Here is a 24,922-nt window from a genome sequence, read left to right on the forward strand (position 1 = left end):
TTCTAAAAAAAGGGTAGATAAATATTTCGAAAGCCGATATATTTAATAATACGTCGTTTTTACGCACCCAGGGGAAGGGAGAGGAATTATGGAAACATTCAAAAAATTAAAAGCCTATTATTGGCCGTATAAGAAGTACTTTTTCATTTCAATGTTCTTCTTATTATTTGTAACGGGGATTACCGTTGTATATCCAATCATTCTTCAAAAAACCATTGATGATGTCATTTTAAAAGGGAACTATAAATGGATCCCATATCTTGCATTTGGATTCGTCGGCATCATGATATTGAAGGGAATCACCACATTCGTTCAGCAGTATTGCGGTGACCTGTTCGGAATCACTTCCGTTTACAGACTGAGGAATGAATTATATGAAAAACTGCAATTCCTGCCATTCAGTTATTATGATAATGCAAAGACAGGGGATCTGATGTCACGCTTGACGGCAGACGTTGAATCATTCCGCTTTTTCCTGTCATTCGGTTTCACGGAACTTTTACGTTTCTTCCTATTAATCAGTGTCAGCTTTGGAGTCATGTTCTATTATTCTCCGTCACTAACATTTGTGACACTGGTTTCACTGCCATTCCTGGCAATTGCCGTCTATAAATTTGATAAAGCTGTCCACCCTGCTTTCAGGGGAATCCGTAAATCATTCGGGAAGCTGAATACGAATGTACAGGAGAATATCAGCGGTATCAATACAGTCAAGTCTCTTTCACGTGAAGAGTACCAAATCAGTAAGTTCAACACGTCGAATGGAGACTACAAAGATAGATATCTGTTTACGTCAGATATTTGGGCAAAATATTTCCCGTTAATGGAGTTCCTGGGGAATGTCAGTGTTGTCACGCTCCTTGCTTATGGCGGATACCTCGTCATGAACGGCGGCCTCCAGCCCGGTGAACTTGTGGCGTTCTACAGCCTTGTCTGGTATATCATCTGGCCGATCATGAACCTCGGATTCACCATCAATCTATTCTCACAATCAAAAGCTTCGGGAGAACGCTTGCTGGAGATCCTTGAAGTCGATGAAAAAATCAAAGATCATGACGATGTGATCAATGTAGACAGGATGAAAGGTGAAGTGGAATTCAATCACGTAACCTTAAACTATACAGAACATGATGAAGCAGCCCTGGAGGATATCTCCTTTAAAGCCGCAAGCGGGAAAGTCATCGGGCTGATCGGGGGAACCGGATCAGGTAAAACGAGTATCACCCAGTTAATGACCCGATTCTATGAACCTACTAATGGCGAAATACTAATTGATGGAAAGGCGCTGGATGATTACTCTTTAAAATCCCTTCGCAACAATATCGGGGTTGTACTTCAAGAGTCATTCCTGTTTTCATCAACGATCAAGGCGAACATTTCATATGGCCGTCCCGAAGCGTCGATGGAAGACATCATTGAAGCAGCCAAGATGGCACAGGCGCATGACTTCATCACCGAGCTTCCTGATGGTTATGATACAAGACTCGGGGAGAGGGGACTCGGCCTGTCCGGCGGGCAGAAACAGCGAATTGCCATCGCACGCGCGCTCTGTACCGACCCATCGATCCTGATCCTTGACGATGCAACCAGTGCAGTGGATATGGAAACAGAATTCAGAATCCAAAAGGCACTCAAAAATGTCATGTCCGACCGAACGACCTTCATCATTGCACACCGTATTTCTTCATTGAAGCATGCCGATGAGATACTCGTGCTGGAAAATGGAAAAATCGTCGAGCGTGGCGTGCATGACTTCCTGCTCAAAAACAATGGACCATATCAGCGCATTTACGATATTCAATACAAAGACCAAAAAAAAATACTCCAGGCACAAGGAAGGTAGGTGAGGGGAATGAGTAAGAAAACGAAAGTGAATAAGAATGTCTTAAGCCGGTTTCATTATTCGACCGACCAGGCAATCGACAAACCCTTCAACTGGGAACAACTCTGGCGTTTGCTGACCTATTTAAAGCCATACTCAAAGAGACTGCTTCCCCTGTCGATCGTCACCGTATTGATTACAACCGCGATCCGGCTGATCATCCCGATCCTGATTGGTGTATACACGCTTGACAAAGCGATCAGGCAGAAGGATGGAACACTTCTCTTTACACTGGTCGGCATCATTGCCGGACTCTATGTCATCAATTATATCGCCAATGTCCTTCGGATACGCTGGATGAACCAGCTCGGGCAGGGTGTGATATATGACTTGAGGAAGCATTTGTTCAGTCACGTACAGTGGCTCTCACACCGCTTCTTCGACCAGCGATCGGCAGGTTCGATCCTTGTCCGGATCATGAATGACATCAACTCCCTTCAGGAACTGTTCACGAACGGGGTCATCAACCTGCTGATGGACATCATCCTGCTTGCCGGGATCATTGTGATCCTGTTTACGCTCAGTCCGGAACTTACATTGGCCGTTATGGTCATTCTTCCGATCATGTTCTTCATTTCAACCAGCCTGCGGAAAAAAATCCGCAGGTCCTGGCAAGACGTGCGGATCAAGCAGGCTAAACTGAATTCTCATTTGAATGAGAGCATACAGGGGATACGTGTCACTCAATCATTCACCCAGGAAAAAGAAAACATGGCTTTCTTCGATGGAGTGAATACAGAAACGTACGACAGCTGGAAAACAGCCACAAAGAAAAATGCGATGTTCAGACCTATGGTGGAATTGACAAATGCCGTAGGTACAGCAGTGCTGATCTGGTATGGGGTACATCTTATCCAGGGAGGCTCACTGCAACTTGGGGAGTTTGTTTCATTTGCATTCTACCTGGGGATGTTCTGGGAACCGATTTCAAGGCTGGGGCAGGTTTACAATCAGCTTCTTATCGGTATGGCATCCTCCGAACGTATCTTTGAATTTCTCGATGAGCAGCCTATTGTCAATGAAAAACAAAATGCTATCGAGTTGAATGATATCAAGGGAAGAATACAATTTGAAGATGTGGAATTCTCTTATGATGATAAGAGAAAAGCCCTGAAGAGCATCAATCTTGAAATGAAGGCTGGACAGACCGTCGCACTGGTAGGGCACACCGGTTCGGGTAAAACAACCATTGCGAATTTGATCAGCCGCTTCTACGATCCTACTAAAGGAGAAGTAAAGGTTGACGGTGTCAATCTTCGTGAAGTGACCGTCGCAAGCCTGCGCAGCCAAATCAGCATTGTACTTCAGGATACATTTATCTTTTCGGGAACGATCAAGGATAACATCCGCTTCGGGAGACCGGACGCCACGGATGAAGAAGTCCGCGCAGCTGCAGAAGCCATAGGAGCGAATGAATTCATCGAGAAACTCTCAGACGGCTACGAAACGGAAGTTGAAGAACGAGGAAACGTCTTATCCGTCGGAGAAAGACAGCTGCTGTCGTTCGCCCGCGCCCTGCTGGCAAATCCGCGAATCATCATCCTGGATGAAGCCACAGCTTCCATCGACACAGAAACTGAAGTCAAGATTCAAAACGCATTGAAAAAACTGCTGGCAGGACGAACGGCAATCATCATTGCCCACCGTCTATCGACCATCCGTGAATCCGACAACATCTTTGTACTGGAACACGGCAAGATCAAAGAATCCGGCAATCATGATGAACTCATGGAACAAGAAGGCGATTATTACGAATTGGTGAAATCACAGTTTAGGATGTTGGATGCTATGTAGTTTCATTCGATATATTAATTGGGGGACCCTGCACTTTTGGTGTGGGGTTTTTGAATGGAGCAGTGGTGTCGCGGAATTTGATGGATTGTGTCGAATTGTCGGTAAGTGCCTGTTTTTTGTTGGTAAACCCTGAAAAACGTTGATACCAGCTTCATTTTTGTTGGCAATTCGGAAAAAACGTTGGTAAATCCCAAATTTTGTTGATAACGCAAAGTTCCCTGTTTATTGCATCCGACAAACTCACTGATTCCTACAATATCGTTGAAGTACGTTAATTTGGCCGCCTTATTCAGGCGGATTTCAATTAAAAACAAACTAAATTCACCAATAATAAAGGGTATTGGTACCTGTATGGAGAAAAGAAAACAAGTAAGTGAAAAATTATAAACAAAGGAGTGGAAAAGTGATACTCAGAGAAAGACCCGTCCCCGAAACGATCCTATATAACGAAGCTGCATTAAAAAGACTCCCGCCGCTATCAGATCTTCGCCCCCAAATAGAAAAATCCCTATTGAAAGCACGTGCAGGCTACTCTGGTGAATGTAGAGTAGACCGATTGTTAAGTATTATAGATTCAAAGGATACTTATATTATTCATGATTTATGCCTGCAAACAGGCAGTACCTATATTCAGATTGATACATTGATACTGACGAAATATTTGGCTCTCATCCTTGAGATTAAAAATATTTCAGGCCGGATTAAAATCTCCCCTGAATTCGGTCAAATAGAAAGAACAATTAATGGAGAGATAACGGCTTTCCCCAGTCCAATCGCTCAGTGTAAAAAATACAAGATTCACTTGAAGAACTGGTTAAAGAAAATGAAGCTGCCCAGCCTTCCCATAGAGTTTTTGGTTGTTTTTACAAACCCCTCGTCAATACTTTCAGCATCTCCCCACGATACAGAAGTAGTTCATAAAGTGTTGAGGATAGAAAACCTCCTTCCTAAAATTCAGGAACTAATGAATACCTCCAATTCTCACTTTATCGAAGAAAAGGAATTGAGACGCACTTCAAAAATGCTCTTAAAAGAGCACCGGCCATATCCAATTAATAAATTCCAAGTCGATTACATTAAAGGTATTCAGTGCACGAGATGTAAAGAATTTTCGATGGTTAGAAATAAGGCTTCCTGGCTTTGTGCTCCATGCGGATCGTATGATAAAAGAGCCCATATGCAGGCATTTAATGATTATTTTCTTCTCATGGGTCCTGAAATTACAAATCATGACGCCAGGGACTTCCTCCAAATCTCATCGCCCCGCCTCGCTCAATATCTATTAAAGTCCATGGCTTTTATTTCAAGCGGATCAGGGATAGGGACTAAGTATTCTCAACCAAATTGACTTTCCTTTAATAAATAATTAAAACGGCAAGGGAGCATTCCCCAAACCAATCCCTTGCCCAACCCCAAAAACCAATCTATACTAAAGCCAAACAAAAGTTTGTGAAATATGTCACAAAATATACATGTTCAACACTTCACAAACTTACTGATAGGTTTTATAATAACCATTAAGTGATAAATAGTAAGTATTCGCTATTAACTGTCAGGGGGATATAATTATGGAATTAGATAGTGTGATTTTGAGCAGGATGCTGACATCCACCACCCTTGCGTTTCATATAATTTTTGCAACGATCGGGGTAGGTGTACCGATAATGATTTCGATTGCCGAGTTCATGGGAATCAAGCGGAATGATCCTCATTATACTTTATTGGCAAGAAGATGGGCGCGCGGGTTTACGATCACGGTTGCTGTTGGGGTAGTCACGGGCACGGCGATAGGTCTTCAGCTGTCGATGCTTTGGCCGGCTTTCATGCAGGTTGCCGGACAGGTTATTGCGCTGCCTTTGTTTATGGAAACATTTGCGTTTTTCTTTGAGGCAATTTTTCTAGGAATCTATTTATATACGTGGGACCGTTTTAAGAATAAGTGGATTCACTGGCTGTTGACGATTCCGGTCATGATCGGATCTTCTGCTTCTGCTTTGTTCATTACGACAGTCAATGCGTTCATGAATACACCGCAGGGATTTGAACTCAGTAATGGGAAAGCGATCAATATCGACCCGATAGCTGCCATGCTGAACCCGGCGACTCCTACAAAAGTCTTTCATGTTCTGACTACAGCATACTTGACTTCAGCGTTGATTTTGGCAGGTATCACGGCCTTTACGATTTTAAAAAAGAAGGGTAGCGAGTATCACAAAAAGGCTTTGCGTTTAACGATGGTATCTGCCCTTATCTTTGCCTTTGCGACCGCTTTGGCAGGGGATTTATCTGCAAAGTTCCTTGCAGAGTATCAGCCTGAAAAACTTGCTGCAGCAGAATGGCATTTCGAAACTGAAAAAAATGCCGACTTGATTGTATTCGGTACGCTGGATGAAAACAATGAGGTTCATAAAGAGATCAGGCTGCCTGGATTCCTCAGCTTTCTGGCAGGGAGTTCGTTTGAACATGAGGTAATCGGATTGAATGAAACTCCTGAAGATGAAAGACCGCCGTTGTGGATTCATTATTTATTTGATGGCATGGTCTCTATAGGATTTTTCAGTATTTTCATTTCAGGTTTGTTCATTCTCTTTTGGAAATGGAAAAAGCGGAATGAATGGAATAAGCCGCTTTTATGGGGGATTGTTGCTAGCGGTCCGCTCGCCATGCTGGCCATTGAGTTCGGGTGGATTTATGCGGAGGTCGGCCGCCAGCCTTGGATTTTACGAGGATACATGAAGGTTGCGGACGCAGCGACAAAGGCAGACGGTGTTGGCTTGACGTTCGCACTATTTGTAGGATTATACATTCTGCTCGGTATTCTATGTGTTGTAGTGTTAATTAAGATGTTCAAGAATAAACCGGCGGAAGCGGAGTTAGAACAACGATTTCCTGAACGTACAAAATAACCCTGACAAGCCTTTTCAACGAAACGAAATGAAAGGGGCTGGTAAGGGTGTTGAGAGGGAGGAATGGCTATGAGTTTGGAAATAGTGGGGATCACAGTTTTGTGGATTTTCCTTTATGGTTATCTAATAGTGGCATCCATCGATTTTGGCGCCGGATTCTTTGCTTTTTATGGAAGGTTGAAGAATAAGGAGCATACATTGAATGAGTTGATCAGCCGGTATTTGTCACCTGTATGGGAAGTGACGAATGTTTTCTTTGTATTCTTTTTTGTGGGACTTGTCGGTTTCTTTCCGGATACAGCCTATTATTACGGGACAGCACTTTTGATCCCGGGGAGCATCGCAATTATTTTGCTTGCCATACGGGGGAGCTTTTATGCGTTCAATAATTACGGTTCCAAGGAAAATATCATTTATCTTTTTCTTTATGGTGCAACAGGATTATTGATTCCCGCGTCGCTTTCTACAGCTTTGACGATTTCAGAAGGAGGTTTCCTCAAGGTCACGGACGGGAAGGTGGAGTTCCTGGCTGGAGAACTGTTTACAAGTCCTTATTCCTGGGGAGTAGTCGTATTGTCTATTGTTTCAGTGTTGTTTATTAGTGCGGCTTTTTTGACTTACTACGCAGATCGGGCGGGGGATATGGATTCAAGGGAGGTATTGAGGAAGTTTTCGTTATTCTGGAGTCCTCCTACTATCCTTGCAAGTTTCTTAGTATTTGTCGGACTGAGGGAACATAATCAGGAACACTTCACAAATGCGCTTGATATCTGGTGGATGTTCGGGCTGTCACTTCTCAGTTTCCTGGCGGCATCGTTCTTGATTTACAAACGAAAGAAATTCGGAACTGCTTTTGTGCTTGTGATGTTTCAATTCTTCTTTGCATTCTTCGGCTACGGAGCATCCCACTTGCCTTATATCTTGAAGCCTTATATTACGATTGAATCCAGTGTGACAAATCCAACGATGGGGATGGCGCTCGTGATTGCATTCGTGGCAGGGCTTTTGCTGCTGATTCCTTCACTGATTTTATTGATGAGATTGTTTTTATTTGATGCAGACTACGTAAAAGGTAAAAAATGACGTGTTCTATATAGTTTGAAAGAAAAAGCGGGGAATTCCTTACGTCTGTGAGATTCTCCGCTTTTTTCAAGACAATAATCGAATTTCCGATATACTTCATGGTAATATATAGGTAGTATGGTACTGGAAAATCTGGGGGAATGAAGATGAAAAAAGAATTTGTGGTAATCGGGTTGGGCCGCTTCGGCGGAAGCATCGTGCGGTCGCTGACCGAACAGGGGATGGAAGTGATGGCCATCGATCAGGACGAAGACAAGGTCAATGAATTTTCGTCCATTGCTTCTCACGCCGTTATGGCTGATTCAACGGATGAATCGGTATTGAAAAGTCTGGGGATCAAAAATTTCGACCATGTGATCGTTGCGATCGGGGATGACATTCAGTCCAGTATCCTGACAACGCTTATGCTGAAAGAAATAGGTGTGGAAAAGATAACCGTAAAGGCACAAAATGACTATCATGAAAAAGTCCTCAGGAAAATCGGGGCGAATCAGGTTGTCCATCCTGAAAGGGATATGGGCAGGAGGATTGCTCACAATATTGTCTCCAATAACGTATTGGATTATCTTGAACTCTCAGATGAACACTCGATTGTCGAAATTGTCGCAAATGATCATCTGGCGGGGAATACGCTGAGCAGCCTTGACATACGGGCCAGATACGGTATTAATATTGTTGCAGTTAAACGTGACCGTGACATCATTGTTTCTCCACAGGCGGACGAGGAAATCAGAGTGGGGGATATCTTGATTGTAATTGGTGCGGATTCTGATATCAATCGATTTGAAAAGAAGGTATTTTCAGTTTAATATTTTGAGGTTATCTATGAAAGAAAAAGGCACAGAGTGAAGTCACTCTGTGCCTTTTTAATATTATACTTCCATGATGATCGGCAGGATCATTGGACGGCGTTTTGTTTTTTCATATAAGAATGGAGCCAGGGTATCAGTGATTTCATTCTTGATTTCAGACCATTGTGATGTTCTTCTTTCCAGTACTTTGTTTAAATGCTTGGCAATCAGATTCTGTGCTTCGTTGATGAGATCGCCGGATTCACGCATATAAACGAATCCTCTGGAAATCAGGTCCGGGCCTGACGCAATTTTGAATTCTTTCATATCGATGCTTACGACTACGATGACTAGGCCTTCCTCAGAAAGGATGCGGCGGTCGCGCAATACGATGTTACCGATGTCCCCGATTCCGCTTCCATCAATGTAGACATTCCCAGAAGGGATCTTACCTGCCACTTGTGCAGAGTCATTGCTTAATGCAAGCACTTCTCCATTATCCATGATGAAGCAGTTTTCTTCACGCACTCCGCAATCGACACCGAGCTGGGCATGCATTTTCTGCATTCTGAACTCACCGTGGATCGGCATGAAGAAAGTTGGATTCATGAGGCGCAGCATCAATTTCATTTCTTCCTGTCCGCCGTGACCTGATGTATGAATGTCACTTAGAGGTCCATGAATGACCTCGGCTCCGGCACGGAACAGCATATTGATCGTGCGGTTTACACTGATCGTGTTCCCTGGGATCGGGGAAGATGAGAATACGACGGTATCGCCAGGCTGAATTTGTATCTGGCGGTGAGTACCATTCGCAATCCTTGATAAGGCAGCCATCGGCTCACCTTGAGAACCTGTGCAAAGTATCGCTACTTCATTGGCAGGCAGACGATTGATCTGATTGTGTTCTATGAATGTATCTTTAGGTGCTCTGATATATCCTAATTCCTGTCCGATGGTGATGGCTGCTTCCATACTGCGGCCAAATACGGCTACTTTACGGTTATGGTAAACAGCTGCTTCAACCACCTGTTGAAGGCGGTGAATGTTTGAAGCGAATGTAGCAAAGATGACACGTCCGTCAACCTTACGGAAGATATCATTGATGCTTTCTCCGACTTTGCGTTCCGACATTGTGAAGTTTGGAACTTCAGCATTCGTACTGTCGGACAACAGGCAAAGCACGCCTTCTTTTCCGATTTCAGCCATTTTAGCGAGGTTCGCGGGCTCGCCGACAGGTGTGAAGTCGAATTTAAAGTCTCCAGTGTGAACGACATTCCCAGGTGGTGTCTTTACGACGATTCCATAAGAATCCGGGATACTGTGAGTTGTTCTGAAGAAAGTGACGGATGTTTTACGGAACTTGATCACATCATCTTCCTGGATGACATTAAGCTTGGCATTTCTTAATAAACCGTGTTCTTCAAGTTTATTCTTAATAAGGCCAAGAGCAAGTTTGCCGCCGTAGATCGGGATATTCAATTCCCTCAGAAGATATGGGATCCCTCCGATATGGTCTTCGTGGCCATGAGTGACGAAGAGTCCTTTGATCTTATCCGCGTTCTTTACAAGGTATGTGTAATCAGGAATTACATAATCAATACCGAGCAGCTCATCTTCAGGGAACTTGATCCCTGCGTCGATTAAAATGATTTCATCTTGAAACTGTACGCCATATGTGTTTTTACCGATTTCACCTAAACCGCCAAGGGCAAATACTGCGGTTTGGTCATTCTTCACAAATTTCATCCGATTATTTCTCCAGCTCGAAAGATTGATGTTCTTGTTCGTACTCTAAAAAAGCGCCCTCTAGCTTCTGTACGAATTCGATGTTGTAAGGTTTGTCTTTAAGTTTTAGGCGTACTTCTCTTTCTGATTCTGCTTCCATGTAAAGTGAATTTGTGCATTCGCGAACAGGCACTTCAGCTTTACTGTCTTGATAAAATACTTTGAAAATCATGTTTTTTCTCTCTCCTTATCCGTTTTCAAAAAATCTAACTTTCATCTATGATAAAAAAGTTATCAACTATATCCGCAGGGCAGACACAAGCCTGCCTCTCATTCAAGGGGTAATTCTTCCCTTAAGTCTTCTATAAATAAACAATAATAAAATGTAATCTACAATGATAGTATTGATTATGTATGTTTTGATTATAAAGGATTCTTGCAAGTAAATAAAGTTTTTCGAAGAACCACTGGTGATATATCCATGTAAATAAGAGAGGGACCGAAACCAAAGGAGACGACAAAAGTGCTCGTAATTGGCCTCAGTCCCTAAACGTATCACATTCTTTTATATCTGCAAGAAACTAGTGTAAAAGGGAGTCAGTCTAAGCGATTGTTTTTCTTTTGAGAATATCTTTCCATTGTTTTAAGAGCTTTTTCCTCAGCTTCTTTAACATATGGCTCACTCCTTATTATTAGTTTACCGAGAATGTGCAATGAAGTAAAGGTGCAATCAAGCTAACGTCTCTATTGTCTTACTTATAGTGTACGGAATTTTTAGATTCTCTTACATGGATAAGTATGGCAATGGCGGTGTGATCTAGTAGTTTGACAATTGATTTTGAAAGGTTTACGTTATTTAACGAATATTTTAAAAGAGGTAAAAGGAGATCAGTCATGAAAAAAATCGTTTTCTTTGATATAGATGGGACTTTGCTTGACCATGATAAAAAACTTCCCGATGCGACAAAAGAGGCAATCAAGACCCTTCAGGATAATGGAATATATGTAGCCATCGCGACAGGCAGAGCTCCTTTCATGTATGAGGGCTTAAGGGAAGAGCTCGGAATTGAGTCCTTTGTTTCGTTCAACGGGCAATATGTCGTTTTTGAAAACCAGGTAATCTATACAAATCCTCTTGATGTCGGAAAACTGGAGGAACTGCTTGAAGACAGCAAAAGAAGTGAACATCCTGTCGTTCATTTGAACCATGAAACGATGAAAGCGAATCATGAACACCACAGGTTTATTGAAGAAAGCATGGGGAGCCTGAAATTTCCTCACCCCGGCTATTCACCCGACTTCTACAAAGGCCGTGATATATACCAGTCACTGCTATTCTGTACGGAGGAAGAGGAGAGTTTCTACAGGAAAAAGTATAAGGAATTCACTTTCATCCGCTGGCATCAATATTCAATGGATATTCTTCCGGCAGGAGGTTCGAAAGCGGAGGGAATTAAGAAAATGATCGATCGTCTCGGCTTCGAGATGGAAGATGTATATGCATTTGGAGACGGCCTAAATGATATTGAAATGCTGCAATCAGTAGGAACCGGGGTTGCGATGGGCAATGCTGTCACCGAAGTACAGAAGCATGCTGATTTGATAACAAAGCCTGTAGATGAAGATGGCATCTTTTTCGGCCTTAAAGAACTTGAACTTATATAAAATGGAAAGGACGCATCCGGGGTGGGTGCGTCCTTTGCTTTCCCGCGGCTTTGTGAGTTACCTTTCTATAGGCAAAGCACCCGGGATCGGTTCGAATGGATTCTCTTCATTGATATGATCGTAGAACATGATTCCGTTCAAGTGGTCGATTTCATGTTGAAATACGATGGCAGGAAGTCCTCTCAGTCTCAGTTTCACTTCTTCCCCGTTGATGTTCCATCCCTTTACGGTTACGCGGGCGTAACGCGGAACCAGTCCAGGAACCTGACGATCGACTGACAAACAGCCTTCCCCGGAAGTCAGATATGCTTTTTCAACGGAATGGCTGATAATTTTAGGGTTGAATAAAGCATGGCTGTAAAGCGTCCCTTTTTCATCGATAACATTTACAGCAAGCATTTTCTTGGATACATTTATCTGAGGGGCGGCAAGGCCGATTCCTGGTCTTAAACCGTATTTACTTGCGACTTCCGGATCCTGACTGTTGACTACATATTCAAGAAGACTCCTCAATACCTCCTTGTCCTCTTCCGTAGGGGGCAGTGTTACTTCTTCAGCCACTTTGCGGAGAGTGGGATGCCCTTCGCGGATGATGTCCTTCATCGTTATCATAAATCTTCCTCCTTACGACAAACAGCGGCGCTGTAATAAAAGTGATTATTTTGTACTCAGTAAGAATATATGTATTTACATCTAATAAGATATACCAATAAGCATAAAATAAGTCTAGCATTTTTCCTTCAAAAAGTTAACAGAGCAGTATGGATAAATGGCGGAATACTTTTTAGGGCCAGTACATAATTATGTGAATAGTAGAATAGTCTAATCGACAAAATTTTCCACAGTTGTAAATCCCTATTGTCAAATGTTGTAGACGGATATATAGTAGAAGATGTTATATAGTTAAGGGGGATCTTGTTGTGTCGAAATTTCGTTTTGCTTTCGTTTTGGGGGCAGCCATTTTTATTCTTATGGGATGTATTGGGGGAGCTTCTCCCGAAGAGGAAATCTATGATGTTCTGGAAGAAACCGTATCCAAGGAAAAACAATACGTTGAAGTCCAAAAACCGCTTCAGGGACTGGAAAAGAAAGAAAAAGAAATTTATAGCGAAATCATGAACCTTGGAATGAAAGAGTTTGATAAAATAGTTAAACTATCTGATGACGCTCTTAAAAATATTTCTGAACGGACAGATTATATTGAGAAAGAACGTAAAGCCATGAAGGAATCAAAAGAAACCTTTTCAGGCCTTGATGGATTTATTGCAGAATTGGATGATAAAAAACTAAAAGATGAAGCGGGGAAATTGGAAGACACAATGAAAGACCGATATAAGCTTCATGAAAAGTTTACGGATTCATACTTGGATGCATTGTCAGAAGATAAAAAACTATACGAATTGTTCAAGAAAAAAGATTTAACGATGGAAGAACTAGAAAAACAAATCAGTTCCATCAACAAAGCATATGAACAAACAATTGATTTAAATGAAGAATATAATACTGCCACTGAACAATACAATGAATTGAAACAAGGTTTTTATTCAACCGCCGGTATAGAAGTGGAATAACAAATCGATAGAATGAACAGGGAAGAAAGGCAGCGGACTGCGATCCGCCAGCCTTTCTTTTTTTATTTACAGGAAGCCTTAATGCTTACTCTATAACAGAAGACCAGGTGAGGGAGTTTATATATAACAGTTTAGAAAGGCTAACTAATACAGTTTTTTCAAAATAGAATTCTCAACTATTTATGTTATAGTGAGGATATTGAATTTATAACACTTTCTCGTTGACGAGATGAATTTTTATATTGTAAAATATGAAAGGTAGTCAAAGTTGTATTAGTGAAAGTGTAAAACAGACTAATACAGATAACCTAATATATAAATTTGGGTTTTCTTTCTTATTATTTGTGGAAAACTATCTATAATGTGATTCGCAAGTATTGTGGTAGGTCATACTGAATTTGGGTAATCTAAACTTTGTATGTAAAAAACCAAAATAAATGTAAACAGAAAGGATAGGTGACTTCGATGGCTTCTAAATCAAAGAAGGCACAATTCGATGCGGTTAAAACGCTCGAGCAGATTGAAGACAAGTTTGAAATGTTTCAAATTTTAAACGAAGAAGGCGAAGTAGTGAACGAAGACGCAATGCCTGAAATTTCCGATGAGGATCTTCAGGAATTAATGCGCCGCATGGTTTACACTCGTATTCTCGATCAAAGATCAATTTCCCTGAATCGTCAAGGACGTTTAGGTTTCTATGCACCAACAGCAGGACAGGAAGCATCACAGATTGCTTCTCATTTTGCACTTGAAAAAGAGGATTGGATCCTTCCGGGTTACCGTGATGTACCTCAAATCGTATGGCATGGACTTCCGTTATACCAGGCCTTCTTATTCTCACGCGGGCACTTCAAAGGCAACCAGCCTCCTGAAGGTGTAAATGTATTGTCTCCACAAATCATCATCGGTGCGCAATATATCCAGACTGCAGGTGTGGCACTTGGCCTTAAGAAACGCGGCAAGAAAGCAGTTGCCATCACTTACACAGGTGACGGTGGATCTTCACAAGGTGATTTCTATGAAGGAATCAACTTTGCAGGTTCTTATGCCGCTCCGGCAATTTTCGTTGTCCAAAATAACCAGTTCGCGATTTCCACACCGCGTGACAAGCAGACTGCAGGTAAAACAATCGCTCAAAAAGCAGTGGCTGCAGGAATCCCTGGTATCCTAGTTGATGGAATGGATCCATTGGCTGTTTACACTGCTACCCGTGAAGCAAGAGAACGTGCGGTGAATGGTGAAGGGCCTTCACTTATTGAAACAATGTGTTACCGTTATGGTCCGCATACAATGGCAGGGGACGACCCTACACGTTATCGTACTTCAGAAATGGATACTGACTGGGAAAAGAAAGATCCATTGGTTCGTTTCCGCAAGTTCCTTGAAGCAAAAGGCTTATGGAGCGAAGAGAAAGAAAATGAAGTAATCGAAGAAGCGAAAGAAGATATCAAGCAGGCAATCAAGAAAGCTGATGGAGAGCCAAAACAAAAAGTTACTGATTTCATCAATAACATGTTTGAAGAGCTTCCATATAACTTAAAAGAGCAATTAGAAATTTACACAGAGAAGGAGTCGAAATAAGCCATGGCGCAAATGACAATGATTCAAGCAATCACTGATGCACTGCGCACAGAACTGCGTAATAACGAAGACGTATTAGTTTTTGGTGAAGACGTAGGTCTAAACGGCGGTGTTTTCCGTGCAACGGAAGGACTTCAAAAAGAATTCGGTGAAGACCGGGTATTCGATACGCCACTGGCAGAATCCGGAATCGGCGGTTTGTCAATCGGACTTGCCTTGGAAGGTTTCCGTCCAGTTCCAGAAATTCAATTCTTTGGTTTCGTTTACGAAGTGATGGATTCCATCTCTGGCCAAATGGCACGTATGCGCTACCGTTCAGGCGGTACTTACACTGCCCCGATCACTGTTCGTTCACCATTCGGCGGAGGGGTACATACACCTGAACTGCATGCAGACAGCTTGGAAGGTTTAATGGCTCAACAGCCGGGTCTTAAAGTGGTTATTCCATCCACACCTTATGATGCAAAAGGATTACTGATCTCATCTATCCGTGATAATGATCCGGTTATTTTCCTTGAGCACATGAAGTTATACCGTTCTTTCCGTCAGGAAGTTCCAGAAGAGGAATATACTATTGAACTTGGTAAAGCGGAAGTAAAGCGTGAAGGTAAAGATCTATCAATCATTACTTACGGAGCAATGGTGCATGAGTCCATCAAAGCTGCAGAAGAACTTGAAAAAGAAGGATATTCAGTAGAAGTTGTCGATCTTCGTACTGTCAGCCCGCTGGACATTGACACAATCATGGCGTCTGTAGAAAAGACAAACCGTGCTATTGTCGTACAAGAAGCTCAAAAACAGGCAGGTATTGCTGCGAATGTAGTCGCTGAAATCAACGACCGTGCGATCCTTAGCCTTGAAGCACCTGTACTTCGCGTAACGGCACCGGATACTGTATATTCTTTCTCTCAAGCAGAACCTGTATGGCTACCAAACCATAAGGATGTTCTCGAGACTGCAAAGAAAGTACTTGAATTTTAATTGATTGATCAAAGGAATTAGAAGGGTTCTTCCCTTCTCTTTTCCCTTTTAAATAGAGATACTAGACAGAAAACAAAAACATTCATCTATATCATTATTCAATACAGGAGGTAGAATCCATGTCTTTCGAATTCAAATTACCGGACATTGGTGAAGGTATCCATGAAGGTGAAATCGTAAAGTGGTTTGTTAAACCCGGCGATAAAGTAGAAGAAGACGATGTACTATGTGAAGTCCAGAATGATAAAGCAGTAGTTGAAATTCCATCTCCAGTTGCCGGAACGGTAGAAGAGCTGCTGGTTGATGAAGGTACTGTAGCAGTAGTCGGTGACACATTGATCAAATTCGATGCTCCTGGCTATGAGGATCTTCAATTCAAAGGAAGCGACAGCGAAAGCGGAGGCAAGAAAGAAGAAGCCAAAGCGGAAGAAAAAACAGAAGGCCAAGTCCAAGGTACGGCGGAACAAGGTCAAAATGTTGACAAAGATGCTTCACCTGAAGCTGAACAGGAAAAAGCGGCAGAAGCTGACGTTGATCCTAACAAGCGTGTCATCGCAATGCCATCTGTCCGTAAATACGCAAGAGAGAATGGTGTTGAAATCCGCCAGGTTTCCGGTTCAGGTAAAAACGGCCGTGTCCTTAAAGAAGATATCGATTCATTCTTAAGCGGCGGAGCTAAAGCTGAAGCCCCTGCGACAGAAGAGAAAACAGAACAAGCACCTGCCAAAGAAGAAGGAAAAGCAGCTGCACCTAAAGCACCTGAAGGAGAGTTCCCTGAAACTCGCGAGAAAATGAGCGGAATGCGTAAAGCAATCGCTAAAGCGATGGTTAATTCCAAACACACTGCTCCTCACGTTACCCTTATGGACGAGGTTGATGTAACGAAGCTGTGGGCTCACCGTAAGAAATTCAAGGAAGTTGCAGCGGAAAAAGGTGTGAAACTGACTTTCTTGCCATATATCGTAAAAGCCTTGACAAGTTCATTGCGTGAGTTCCCGGCATTGAATACATCCATTGATGATTCTACTAGTGAAATCGTACAAAAACATTATTACAATATCGGTATCGCGGCTGACACCGACAAAGGTCTTTTAGTACCTGTCGTTAAAAATGCGGACCGTAAATCAATGTTCTCGATTTCAAATGAAATCAATGAGCTTGCCGGTAAAGCACGTGACGGTAAACTTTCAGGTGACGAAATGAAAGGTGCCTCATGCACGATCACCAATATCGGTTCTGCCGGCGGTCAATGGTTCACTCCGGTTATTAACCACCCAGAGGTTGCAATCCTTGGAGTAGGCCGTATCGCTGAGAAACCTGTAGTTAAAAATGGTGAAATTGTAGCAGCACCTGTGTTAGCATTATCATTGAGCTTCGATCACCGTATGATTGATGGAGCTACTGCTCAACATGCACTTAACCACATTAAGCGTTTGTTGAACGATCCAGAATTATTATTAATGGAGGCGTAATGAGATGGTAGTAGGAGATTTCCCAATTGAAACAGATACTATTGTAGTCGGTTCAGGTCCTGGAGGATACGTTGCGGCGATCCGTGCAGCACAGCTTGGACAAAAGGTAACGATCATTGAAAAAGAAAACATGGGCGGGGTTTGCTTGAACGTGGGCTGTATCCCATCAAAAGCACTTATCACTGCAGGACACCGTTTTCATCAAGCCCAGCATTCAGATGATATGGGGATCGTTGCAGAGAATGTAAAAGTTAACTTTGACAAGGTCCAAGAATGGAAAGCTGGCGTAGTTAAGAAGCTTACCGGCGGTGTTGAAGGACTTCTAAAAGGGAACAAAGCGGAAATCGTTCGCGGAGAAGCTTATCTTGTAGACCAAAACACTCTTCGTGTGATGGATGATAACTCTGCGCAAACATATAAATTCAACAACTTGATCCTTGCGACCGGATCACGCCCGATTGAAATTCCGAGCTTCAAGTTCTCTAAACGCGTTCTTGATTCAACTGGTGCTTTGGCACTTGAGGAAGTACCAGGCAAGCTCGTTGTCATCGGTGGAGGTTACATCGGAACAGAGCTTGGAACTGCATATGCCAACCTCGGTTCTGAAGTGACAATCCTTGAGGGTGCTGACGATATCCTTGGCGGATTCGAAAAGCAACTGACATCAGTTGTCAAAAAAGGACTTAAGAAAAAAGGCGTGGAAGTTGTTACAAAAGCAATGGCTAAAGGCGTTGACGAAAGCGACAGCGGCGTAGTCGTTAAATACGAAGTGAATGGTGAAGAGAAATCAGTGGAAGCAGATTATGTGCTTGTCACAGTTGGACGCCGTCCAAATACTGATGAAATCGGTCTTGAAGAAGTAGGAATTGAAATGTCAGACCGCGGTGTTATCAAAATTGATAAACAATGCCGTACAAACATTCCTAACATCTTTGCAATTGGTGATATCGTTGATGGACCACCACTTGCTCATAAAGCTTCTTATGAAGGTAAAATCGCTGCTGAGGTAATTGCTGGTGAGCCGGCTGAAATTGATTACCTTGGAATTCCTGCAGTTTGCTTCACAGACCCGGAACTTGCAACAGTAGGCTATTCCGAATCTGAAGCAAAAGAAGAAGGAATTGAAGTGGTTGCCGCTAAATTCCCATTTGCTGCAAATGGTCGTGCTTTGGCTCTTAATTCTTCTGAAGGCTTCATGAAGCTTGTGACTCGCAAAGAAGACGGTCTAATCATTGGAGCTCAAATCGTAGGTGCCGGCGCATCTGACATGATCGCTGAACTTGGTCTTGCGATTGAATCCGGTATGACGGCTGAAGACGTTGCGATGACGATCCATGCTCACCCTACCCTTGGTGAGATTTCAATGGAAGCAGCAGAAGTTGCGATGGGAAGCCCAATCCACATTGTAAAATAATGACCAATAAAAATGACCCTTCCAAATGGAGGGTCATTTTTTTATATCGAAAATAAGTTCACTGGCTGCATACAAATGGTACAAAGACACTCACCAATTACTGATTGCATGGGTAACAGATTTAATGATCTGATTCTTATGTGCCTTTCCGGTAATCTTAGTAACAACCTGGTTATTATCTACAACGACAATGGCAGGATAAGAAGTGGATTGGATTTTTGGGTTCGATTTGTCTGTGCTGAAGTTTACGACTTCCAGATGTTTTAAGTCTTCGGGGTATTCATTCTTAAGTTCAATGATGGCATCATAATATGCGACTTCCTTTGAAATATTGCGTTCATCAGTGAAAAATATGATTTGTTTTTCAATAAATCGATCCTCCGCCAACACTACTTTATCTGCAGCCAGATCATTGCATGAAGTGAGAAGCAAGGCTGTCGATGCCAGCATAAGCAAGGTAAGTAAATGTTTCATACATCATCCTCTTTTCTTAGTGATGCACCATGAACGAAAGTAATTAATACGCATAAAGACCTATTCGTTGGTCACATTTTATCATATGGATTCGCCGAAATGAGGCAAGTCACTGAAATGTTACAGAAATGAAAAGACATCAATAATGAAAGTAACATTCAAGGAATATACTTAGTTATTAGATGTACTACTTGAAAATACTCCTAAATAGAGGGTGTTTTTATGAAATTTTATGTGGCTTTCACCATTCAGATGATACTGTGGAGTGTTTTTTATGTTGCTGAATGGTTGTCTGTTAAAGATCATATTGAATATAAATGGATCATGTTTGTTCTGTTCTTTTATTTAGCATTTATTGCTGCAAGGAAGATTATTCAGTCAAGGAGGCTTACATTGTTTATAACGTCCTTCAGTTTATCTTGTTTCTTTGCATTCAAATTTTTATTTGAATATCTGATGGAATTCTTTTAAAACTTATCCAGTTTTGCGCAGAATATGTTAAAATATTCAAAGCGAATCATGAAAGGTGAGTTAAATGAAAAAGATTATTGCAACAGGATTAACATTGATGTTATTGACTGCATGTAACGATGAACCTGCCATTGTCACGAAAGAAGCCGGCACGGTTGATCATCCTAAAGAAAATACTGATAGTAAAGAATCATCCGGTAAGACAGAAATGGAAAATCACGAAGATAAATCTGAACCTGAAGAAACAGAAGATGTGGTTCAGGAGCCTGAATACAAGATTAATGAAAACAATTGGAGTATTGAACCAATAGCAGGTCAAAATGCTAAGGTCGTCCTTTTGACGATTGATGATGCCCCTGATAAGCATGCATTGAACATGGCTGAAGATTTGAAGGCCGTGAACGCTCCCGCCATCTTCTTTGTGAATGGACATTTTCTTGATACCCCGGAGGAAAAAGAGGTATTAAAGAAGATCTATGACATGGGCTTCATGATCGGCAATCACACATACAGCCACAGTTCACTTCCTGACCTTTCACCGGAGGAACAAAAAGAAGAAATTGTTTCGGTAAATGAGCTCGTTGAATCAATTACCGGTGAACGCCCAAAATTCTTCAGGGCGCCTTTTGGGCAAAATACGGATTACAGTAGACAGGTCGCAGCCGAAGAGAAAATGGCCCTTATGAATTGGACCTTCGGATATGACTGGAACAAGGAATATCAAACAAAAGAAGCCATCACAGATATCATGGTTAACAGTCCATACCTTAATAACGGAGCAAACCTCCTCATGCACGACAGGACCTGGACCAGCGAAGCACTAACAGACATCGTAAAAGGACTAAGAGAAAAAGGATACGAAACCCTCGACCCAACAAAAATCAAAACCCCATAATCACATCAAAACCCTGAATGCGGCCATTCAGGGTTTTTTTACCTTTCATTAATTAAAGATTTTATTGCTTATGAAAGTCGAAAATTCACCAGACGTTTAATAGGTTTCTTTTGGTAGGAATGTCTTGATAAGTATATAAAAATTATATAGAAGTCTGAGAATAGGGATCGAAAGCAAAGAGTAAAACCAATGAGCCTCCTGTATGAAATAAATTACTCAAGCTTTGAGTTAGTGGATAAGAGTTAATCGAGGTTTTTGACTTCGTTCAGTGTTCTTACTGTTCTGTTCCATAAAATTAAAATATTCATGATGTGAAAATTTCTCCGATTCATAACCGGTTCCAGCGATTGATTGGAGTGCAAAACGCAGACTCCTGCGGGAGAAGCGTGTTAGGTGAGACTTGTCCAGCTCCGGCGGCTAGAGGCTCGAGGTCATAAGACAATCAATCCAGAAAGGCAAAAAGCGCCTTTCCGGCTTGCTCGCCTTATGCTTGTCGCCTCTGGGCGAGCCGCCTGCGCTTTTCTGTTTGTCCAGCTCCAGGGCTTAGAGGCACATGTCATAAGTCAACTCGCCCAAGAAGGCAAAGAACGTCTTCGTGGTCGATTCGCCTTATGCCACCCGCCTCTGACCAAAGCCCTTCCACTTTTCTAACCCGCAGGCGAAGCCGAGGAGGCTCACCAACCGCCCGCGGAAAGCGAAGTTTTGCACGGAAATCAATAGCGTTGATAAATGGAATCAAATAAGTTGAGAAGTCAAAGGGGCTTCTCTATTTAAGGTTATCTAAAAACTAAAACCAGTGGGGCTAAGTATTTTTGTCACGGGTCACCTGCGGTGTTCAGAAGTCTATAAGGTCTTATATACTCTTATACCGTATAAAGATAATTAATATGATTTATTAAAAGAATAAAAACTTAAATATGTTATACAATTTAAGGTTGATTTTTTAAATGTGTTATATTATTATAGAATCAGTTAAGATAAAACGCTTACAAAACATCATTAAGGGAGATGAAAAAAGATGGGAACAATTGTTTGTCAATCATGCCTTAACACTATTGAACATTACGAAGATGAGAAGGTTTCTGTTTTATTCTCTAACTGCTGCGAATGTAATGATGATGTAGAAATAGACGATTAAGTTACAGGGGAAACTTCGAAACGGTCAGACAAAAAGGGGTAAATATAAAGTAGGGGTGAAGAGGGATCGGGATGACCTTCTTCACCTTTTTGTTATGAACAAAAAAGACCCCTTTCGTAATAGGGGCCTCATTTGATTTATCTGATAGCATGGTGTTCTTTTATGACACGAAGGTGTCTTAAATCATAATCTTCCGGCCCTTGTACAGGGAGTCCGGCATCGATATTGGTTTTGATATAATCAATATTTTCCTGTGTAATGATCTCTCCCGGTATGAAAATGGGGATGCCCGGCGGATATACCATGATGAATTCAGCAATGGTGCGTCCGACGGTTTGATCGATCGGAATGACTTCGGTATCCGCATAGAATGCATCACGGGGTGTCATCGAGAGGACAGGGATATCAGGAAGCATCACGGTTACAGGAGTGATGTCTCCATGTTTTTTCAGCTGGGCTGCAAGTTCTCTTAATCCGGTGACCAGCTGGCTGCCTTCCGTCTCAGTATCGCCGGGGGTTATGATGCAAAGAATATTGTAAAGGTCGGACATTTCGACCTCGATATTATAAGCTTCCCTCAGCCATTTTTCAGCATCGAAACCGCTGATTCCCAGTTCCTTTACCGATATGATTAATTTTGTCGGATCATAATCGTGAGTAGCCTTTGTGCCAAGGATCTCCTTGCCCACGCAATACAGACCATCGATTTTATTGATATCATTTCTGATGTTCTCCGCCAAGAGTATGGTGTCACTAATTAAATCGTGCCCTTCTGTAGCCAGGCGTTTTCTTGCTACATCCAAAGATGCAAGAAGAAGGTAAGAGGTGGATGTGGTCGTCAGCATGCTCAGGATCGTCTGCACTCGTTTGGCGGAAACCAATCCTTCCTTCATGTTCAAAACCGAACTTTGGGTCATGGAACCGCCTAGTTTGTGTACACTGGTCGCTGCAAGATCGGCACCTGCCTGCATGGCTGAGAGGGGAAGGTCATCGTGAAAATGAATATGAACCCCATGTGCTTCATCCACGAGGACTGGTACATTATGAGAATGAGCAATTTCAACGATTTTCTTTAGATCAGCAGAGATTCCAAAATATGTTGGATTGATGACTAGCACCCCTTTGGCATCTGGATGCTGCTCCAATGCCTTTGCAACTGCATCTGTAGTGATTCCATGGGATATACCCAAATCTTCATCTATATCCGGGTGTATGAAGATAGGCGTTGCGCCTGAGAAAACGATCGCGGACATGACTGACTTGTGAACGTTTCTCGGAACGATGATTTTATCCCCTGGTCCGCATACGCTCATTACCATGGTCATGATCGCACCGCTCGTTCCCTGTACTGAAAAGAAGGTATGATCTGCTCCAAAGGCTTCTGCAGCAAGGTCCTGGGCTTCCTTGATCATTCCTTTCGGCTGATGAAGGTCATCTAGGGGGCCGATGTTGATTAAATCGATACTTAGGGCATTTTCACCGATGAATTCTTTGAAATCGGGATCCATGCCGGCGCCTTTTTTATGTCCGGGTATGTGAAACTGGACAGGATTCTTTTTACTATGTTCAACTAAGCCGGTAAATAACGGGGTTTCATATTGAGACAATGCATTCAACACCTCTTTGATATGTTAGTACATATTTATAACGTACATTTTAGAGTCATGGTCTTTTTTCAAACAAAAGAATTATAGCATCTAGGTATTCCTTTGCATAGTGGTATTTGCCCATACTTTAATCATTTTAATCATCTTGAAGGAAATTATTTATCCAATAAAGAATACGTGTATGACAGGAGGGGTTAAATTGAACTGGACGACCAGAGTGACAGAATTATTAAACATTAAATATCCCATCATTCAAGGAGGACTTGCTCATCTTGCTTATGCCGAACTTGCCGCTGCAGTGTCGAATGCCGGCGGACTTGGGCAAATCACTGCAATGTCCCTGGATCACCCTGATGATCTGAAGGAAGAGATCAGAAAAGTAAAGAGACTCACCGATAAGCCATTTGGTGTCAATTTTGCAATCGGTCAGCACGGGCGGCCATATGAAGAGTTTGTAGAGGCTGCCATTGATGAAGAAGTATCTGTTGTGACAATCACAGGGGGGAATCCTGCCCCATTATTCAGGCAATTGGAAGGGACGAATATCATTAAAATGGTGCTGGTTGCATCCAAAAGACAGGCGGTAAAAGCCGAGCAATTGGGAGCGGATGCCGTCATGGCGGTTGGCCATGAAGGAGGCGGTCATTTAGGGAAAGACGATATCGGTACCTTCGTGTTAATACCGGGAGTCGTGGATGCCGTCTCGATACCAGTGATAGCATCAGGCGGCATCGGTGACGGAAGAGGACTTATGGCAGCTTTAAGTTTCGGGGCAGAAGGCATTGAAATGGGTACCAGATTTATAGCCACTGAAGAATGCATCCACGCTTCAGAAGAATATAAAAGAGACTTGTTGGAAGGGAGCGAGAATGATACAGTTGTGATTAAACGTTCTCTGGGTGCGCCTGCCAGAGCCATTTCCAATACCTGGACCGATAAAATCCTTAAGGCGGAACAAGCTGGTGCGGGATATGAAGGATTAAAAGGATACATCAGCGGAGAAGCTAACAAAAGGTATATCTATAATGGTACAAAAGAAGAGGGGTTCGGATGGGCAGGGCAGGTCATCGGGCTCATAAACGATATCCCGACCGTTGATCAGCTTATAAAGAGAATGGTCAGTGAGGCAGAACGTATCCGTTTAAAATGGAACTAATCAAGGAGTGTTACTTAACATGGAATATCAATATCCATTCTCGATAGACTGGACAACTGAAGAAGTAATCGATGTTATTTCTTTCTTTGAAGCAGTTGAAAAAGCGTATGAAAAAGGTATTAAAAAAGAGGACTTAATGGGCCGTTACCGAAAATTCAAAGAGATCGTACCGAGTAAATCGGAAGAGAAAAAGATCTGCAGTGAATTTGAAGAGTCAAGCGGTTACTCCTCCTATCATGTTGTAAAAAAGATGAAAGAGACAGGTGATTCAGAACTGGTCGCCATGAAGTGAAAACGACAGCCCCTCGAGGCT

21 protein-coding genes are annotated in these 24,922 nt (G+C 42.3%); 16 read left to right on the forward strand and 5 right to left on the reverse strand.

Features of this window, described 5'->3' with window-relative positions; genetic code table 11:
• Window positions 1-88: 88 nt before the first annotated feature.
• The 6 genes from ACKA06_RS02570 to ACKA06_RS02595 all read left to right on the forward strand — a co-directional run bounded on the left by ACKA06_RS02570 (window position 89) and on the right by ACKA06_RS02595 (window position 8,474).
• The gene (locus tag ACKA06_RS02570) at window positions 89-1,843 is read left to right on the forward strand and encodes an ABC transporter ATP-binding protein (RefSeq protein WP_058298335.1); all 1,755 of its coding nucleotides are present in this window, start codon (window positions 89-91) and stop codon (window positions 1,841-1,843) included.
• Window positions 1,844-1,852: 9 nt separating this feature from the next.
• Window positions 1,853-3,676, forward strand: a complete 1,824-nt coding sequence (locus ACKA06_RS02575; RefSeq protein WP_064565194.1) for an ABC transporter ATP-binding protein — start codon at window positions 1,853-1,855, stop codon at window positions 3,674-3,676.
• 403 nt (window positions 3,677-4,079) lie between these two features.
• Window positions 4,080-5,024, forward strand: a complete 945-nt coding sequence (locus ACKA06_RS02580; protein ID WP_411158983.1) for a nuclease-related domain-containing protein — start codon at window positions 4,080-4,082, stop codon at window positions 5,022-5,024.
• A 220-nt stretch (window positions 5,025-5,244) separates the two neighbouring features.
• Complete coding sequence (locus ACKA06_RS02585) at window positions 5,245-6,582, forward strand: cytochrome ubiquinol oxidase subunit I (protein ID WP_411158984.1); 1,338 nt, start codon at window positions 5,245-5,247, stop codon at window positions 6,580-6,582.
• A 69-nt stretch (window positions 6,583-6,651) separates the two neighbouring features.
• Complete coding sequence (locus tag ACKA06_RS02590) at window positions 6,652-7,665, forward strand: cytochrome d ubiquinol oxidase subunit II (protein ID WP_411158985.1); 1,014 nt, start codon at window positions 6,652-6,654, stop codon at window positions 7,663-7,665.
• Window positions 7,666-7,811: 146 nt separating this feature from the next.
• Complete coding sequence (locus ACKA06_RS02595) at window positions 7,812-8,474, forward strand: potassium channel family protein (protein ID WP_032089018.1); 663 nt, start codon at window positions 7,812-7,814, stop codon at window positions 8,472-8,474.
• A 63-nt stretch (window positions 8,475-8,537) separates the two neighbouring features.
• On the opposite strand, the gene rnjA is transcribed toward ACKA06_RS02595, so the two are convergent.
• Both rnjA and ACKA06_RS02605 read right to left on the reverse strand, forming a co-directional pair.
• Window positions 8,538-10,205 carry a ribonuclease J1 gene (gene rnjA, locus ACKA06_RS02600; protein ID WP_032089017.1) on the reverse strand — a complete coding sequence of 556 codons (1,668 nt, stop codon included), beginning with the start codon at window positions 10,203-10,205 and terminating at the stop codon, window positions 8,538-8,540.
• A 4-nt stretch (window positions 10,206-10,209) separates the two neighbouring features.
• The gene (locus ACKA06_RS02605) at window positions 10,210-10,416 is read right to left on the reverse strand and encodes a DNA-dependent RNA polymerase subunit epsilon (RefSeq protein WP_032089016.1); all 207 of its coding nucleotides are present in this window, start codon (window positions 10,414-10,416) and stop codon (window positions 10,210-10,212) included.
• Between the two features lie 662 nt (window positions 10,417-11,078).
• Between ACKA06_RS02605 and ACKA06_RS02610 the strand changes: the two genes are divergently transcribed.
• The gene (locus ACKA06_RS02610) at window positions 11,079-11,849 is read left to right on the forward strand and encodes a Cof-type HAD-IIB family hydrolase (protein ID WP_032089015.1); all 771 of its coding nucleotides are present in this window, start codon (window positions 11,079-11,081) and stop codon (window positions 11,847-11,849) included.
• Between the two features lie 57 nt (window positions 11,850-11,906).
• Here ACKA06_RS02610 and def read toward each other — a convergent pair whose 3' ends face one another.
• Window positions 11,907-12,461 (reverse strand): peptide deformylase, encoded by a 555-nt coding sequence (gene def / locus ACKA06_RS02615; RefSeq protein ID WP_032089014.1) that lies wholly within the window; start codon window positions 12,459-12,461, stop codon window positions 11,907-11,909.
• A gap of 308 nt (window positions 12,462-12,769) precedes the next feature.
• On the opposite strand from def, the gene ACKA06_RS02620 reads away from it, so the two are divergent.
• The 5 genes from ACKA06_RS02620 (at window position 12,770) to lpdA (ending at window position 18,868) form a co-directional block, all read left to right on the forward strand.
• Window positions 12,770-13,420: a YkyA family protein gene (locus ACKA06_RS02620; protein WP_032089013.1), complete on the forward strand. Its 651-nt coding sequence runs from the start codon at window positions 12,770-12,772 to the stop codon at window positions 13,418-13,420.
• Between the two features lie 465 nt (window positions 13,421-13,885).
• Window positions 13,886-15,001, forward strand: a complete 1,116-nt coding sequence (pdhA, locus tag ACKA06_RS02625; RefSeq protein WP_032089012.1) for a pyruvate dehydrogenase (acetyl-transferring) E1 component subunit alpha — start codon at window positions 13,886-13,888, stop codon at window positions 14,999-15,001.
• A gap of 3 nt (window positions 15,002-15,004) precedes the next feature.
• Window positions 15,005-15,982: an alpha-ketoacid dehydrogenase subunit beta gene (locus ACKA06_RS02630; protein ID WP_032089011.1), complete on the forward strand. Its 978-nt coding sequence runs from the start codon at window positions 15,005-15,007 to the stop codon at window positions 15,980-15,982.
• A gap of 119 nt (window positions 15,983-16,101) precedes the next feature.
• Complete coding sequence (locus tag ACKA06_RS02635; protein ID WP_058298340.1) at window positions 16,102-17,454, forward strand: dihydrolipoamide acetyltransferase family protein; 1,353 nt, start codon at window positions 16,102-16,104, stop codon at window positions 17,452-17,454.
• 4 nt (window positions 17,455-17,458) lie between these two features.
• Window positions 17,459-18,868 carry a dihydrolipoyl dehydrogenase gene (lpdA, locus tag ACKA06_RS02640; protein WP_032089009.1) on the forward strand — a complete coding sequence of 470 codons (1,410 nt, stop codon included), beginning with the start codon at window positions 17,459-17,461 and terminating at the stop codon, window positions 18,866-18,868.
• 90 nt (window positions 18,869-18,958) lie between these two features.
• Here the strand turns inward: lpdA and ACKA06_RS02645 are convergent, their stop codons facing one another.
• A complete protein-coding gene (locus tag ACKA06_RS02645) occupies window positions 18,959-19,342 on the reverse strand; it encodes a hypothetical protein (protein WP_052011645.1) in 384 nt (127 codons plus the stop codon).
• Between the two features lie 535 nt (window positions 19,343-19,877).
• Between ACKA06_RS02645 and ACKA06_RS02650 the strand changes: the two genes are divergently transcribed.
• Together ACKA06_RS02650 and ACKA06_RS02655 are read left to right on the forward strand one after the other, a co-directional pair.
• On the forward strand, window positions 19,878-20,708 hold the full coding sequence (locus ACKA06_RS02650; protein WP_411158986.1) for a polysaccharide deacetylase family protein: 831 nt from the start codon (window positions 19,878-19,880) through the stop codon (window positions 20,706-20,708).
• Window positions 20,709-21,726: 1,018 nt separating this feature from the next.
• Window positions 21,727-21,846, forward strand: a complete 120-nt coding sequence (locus tag ACKA06_RS02655; protein WP_074439988.1) for a GapA-binding peptide SR1P — start codon at window positions 21,727-21,729, stop codon at window positions 21,844-21,846.
• A 137-nt stretch (window positions 21,847-21,983) separates the two neighbouring features.
• Here ACKA06_RS02655 and ACKA06_RS02660 read toward each other — a convergent pair whose 3' ends face one another.
• Window positions 21,984-23,453, reverse strand: coding sequence for an aminotransferase class I/II-fold pyridoxal phosphate-dependent enzyme (locus ACKA06_RS02660; protein ID WP_032089004.1), 1,470 nt, complete (start codon window positions 23,451-23,453; stop codon window positions 21,984-21,986).
• Window positions 23,454-23,652: 199 nt separating this feature from the next.
• On the opposite strand from ACKA06_RS02660, the gene ACKA06_RS02665 reads away from it, so the two are divergent.
• Both ACKA06_RS02665 and ACKA06_RS02670 read left to right on the forward strand, forming a co-directional pair.
• Window positions 23,653-24,609 (forward strand): NAD(P)H-dependent flavin oxidoreductase, encoded by a 957-nt coding sequence (locus ACKA06_RS02665; protein ID WP_032089001.1) that lies wholly within the window; start codon window positions 23,653-23,655, stop codon window positions 24,607-24,609.
• A gap of 19 nt (window positions 24,610-24,628) precedes the next feature.
• Window positions 24,629-24,901, forward strand: a complete 273-nt coding sequence (locus ACKA06_RS02670) for a UPF0223 family protein (RefSeq protein WP_032089000.1) — start codon at window positions 24,629-24,631, stop codon at window positions 24,899-24,901.
• The last annotated feature ends 21 nt before the right edge of the window (window positions 24,902-24,922 follow it).

Source organism: Rossellomorea oryzaecorticis (assembly GCF_045897515.1).
In the GTDB taxonomy this organism is placed as follows: domain Bacteria; phylum Bacillota; class Bacilli; order Bacillales; family Bacillaceae_B; genus Rossellomorea; species Rossellomorea enclensis.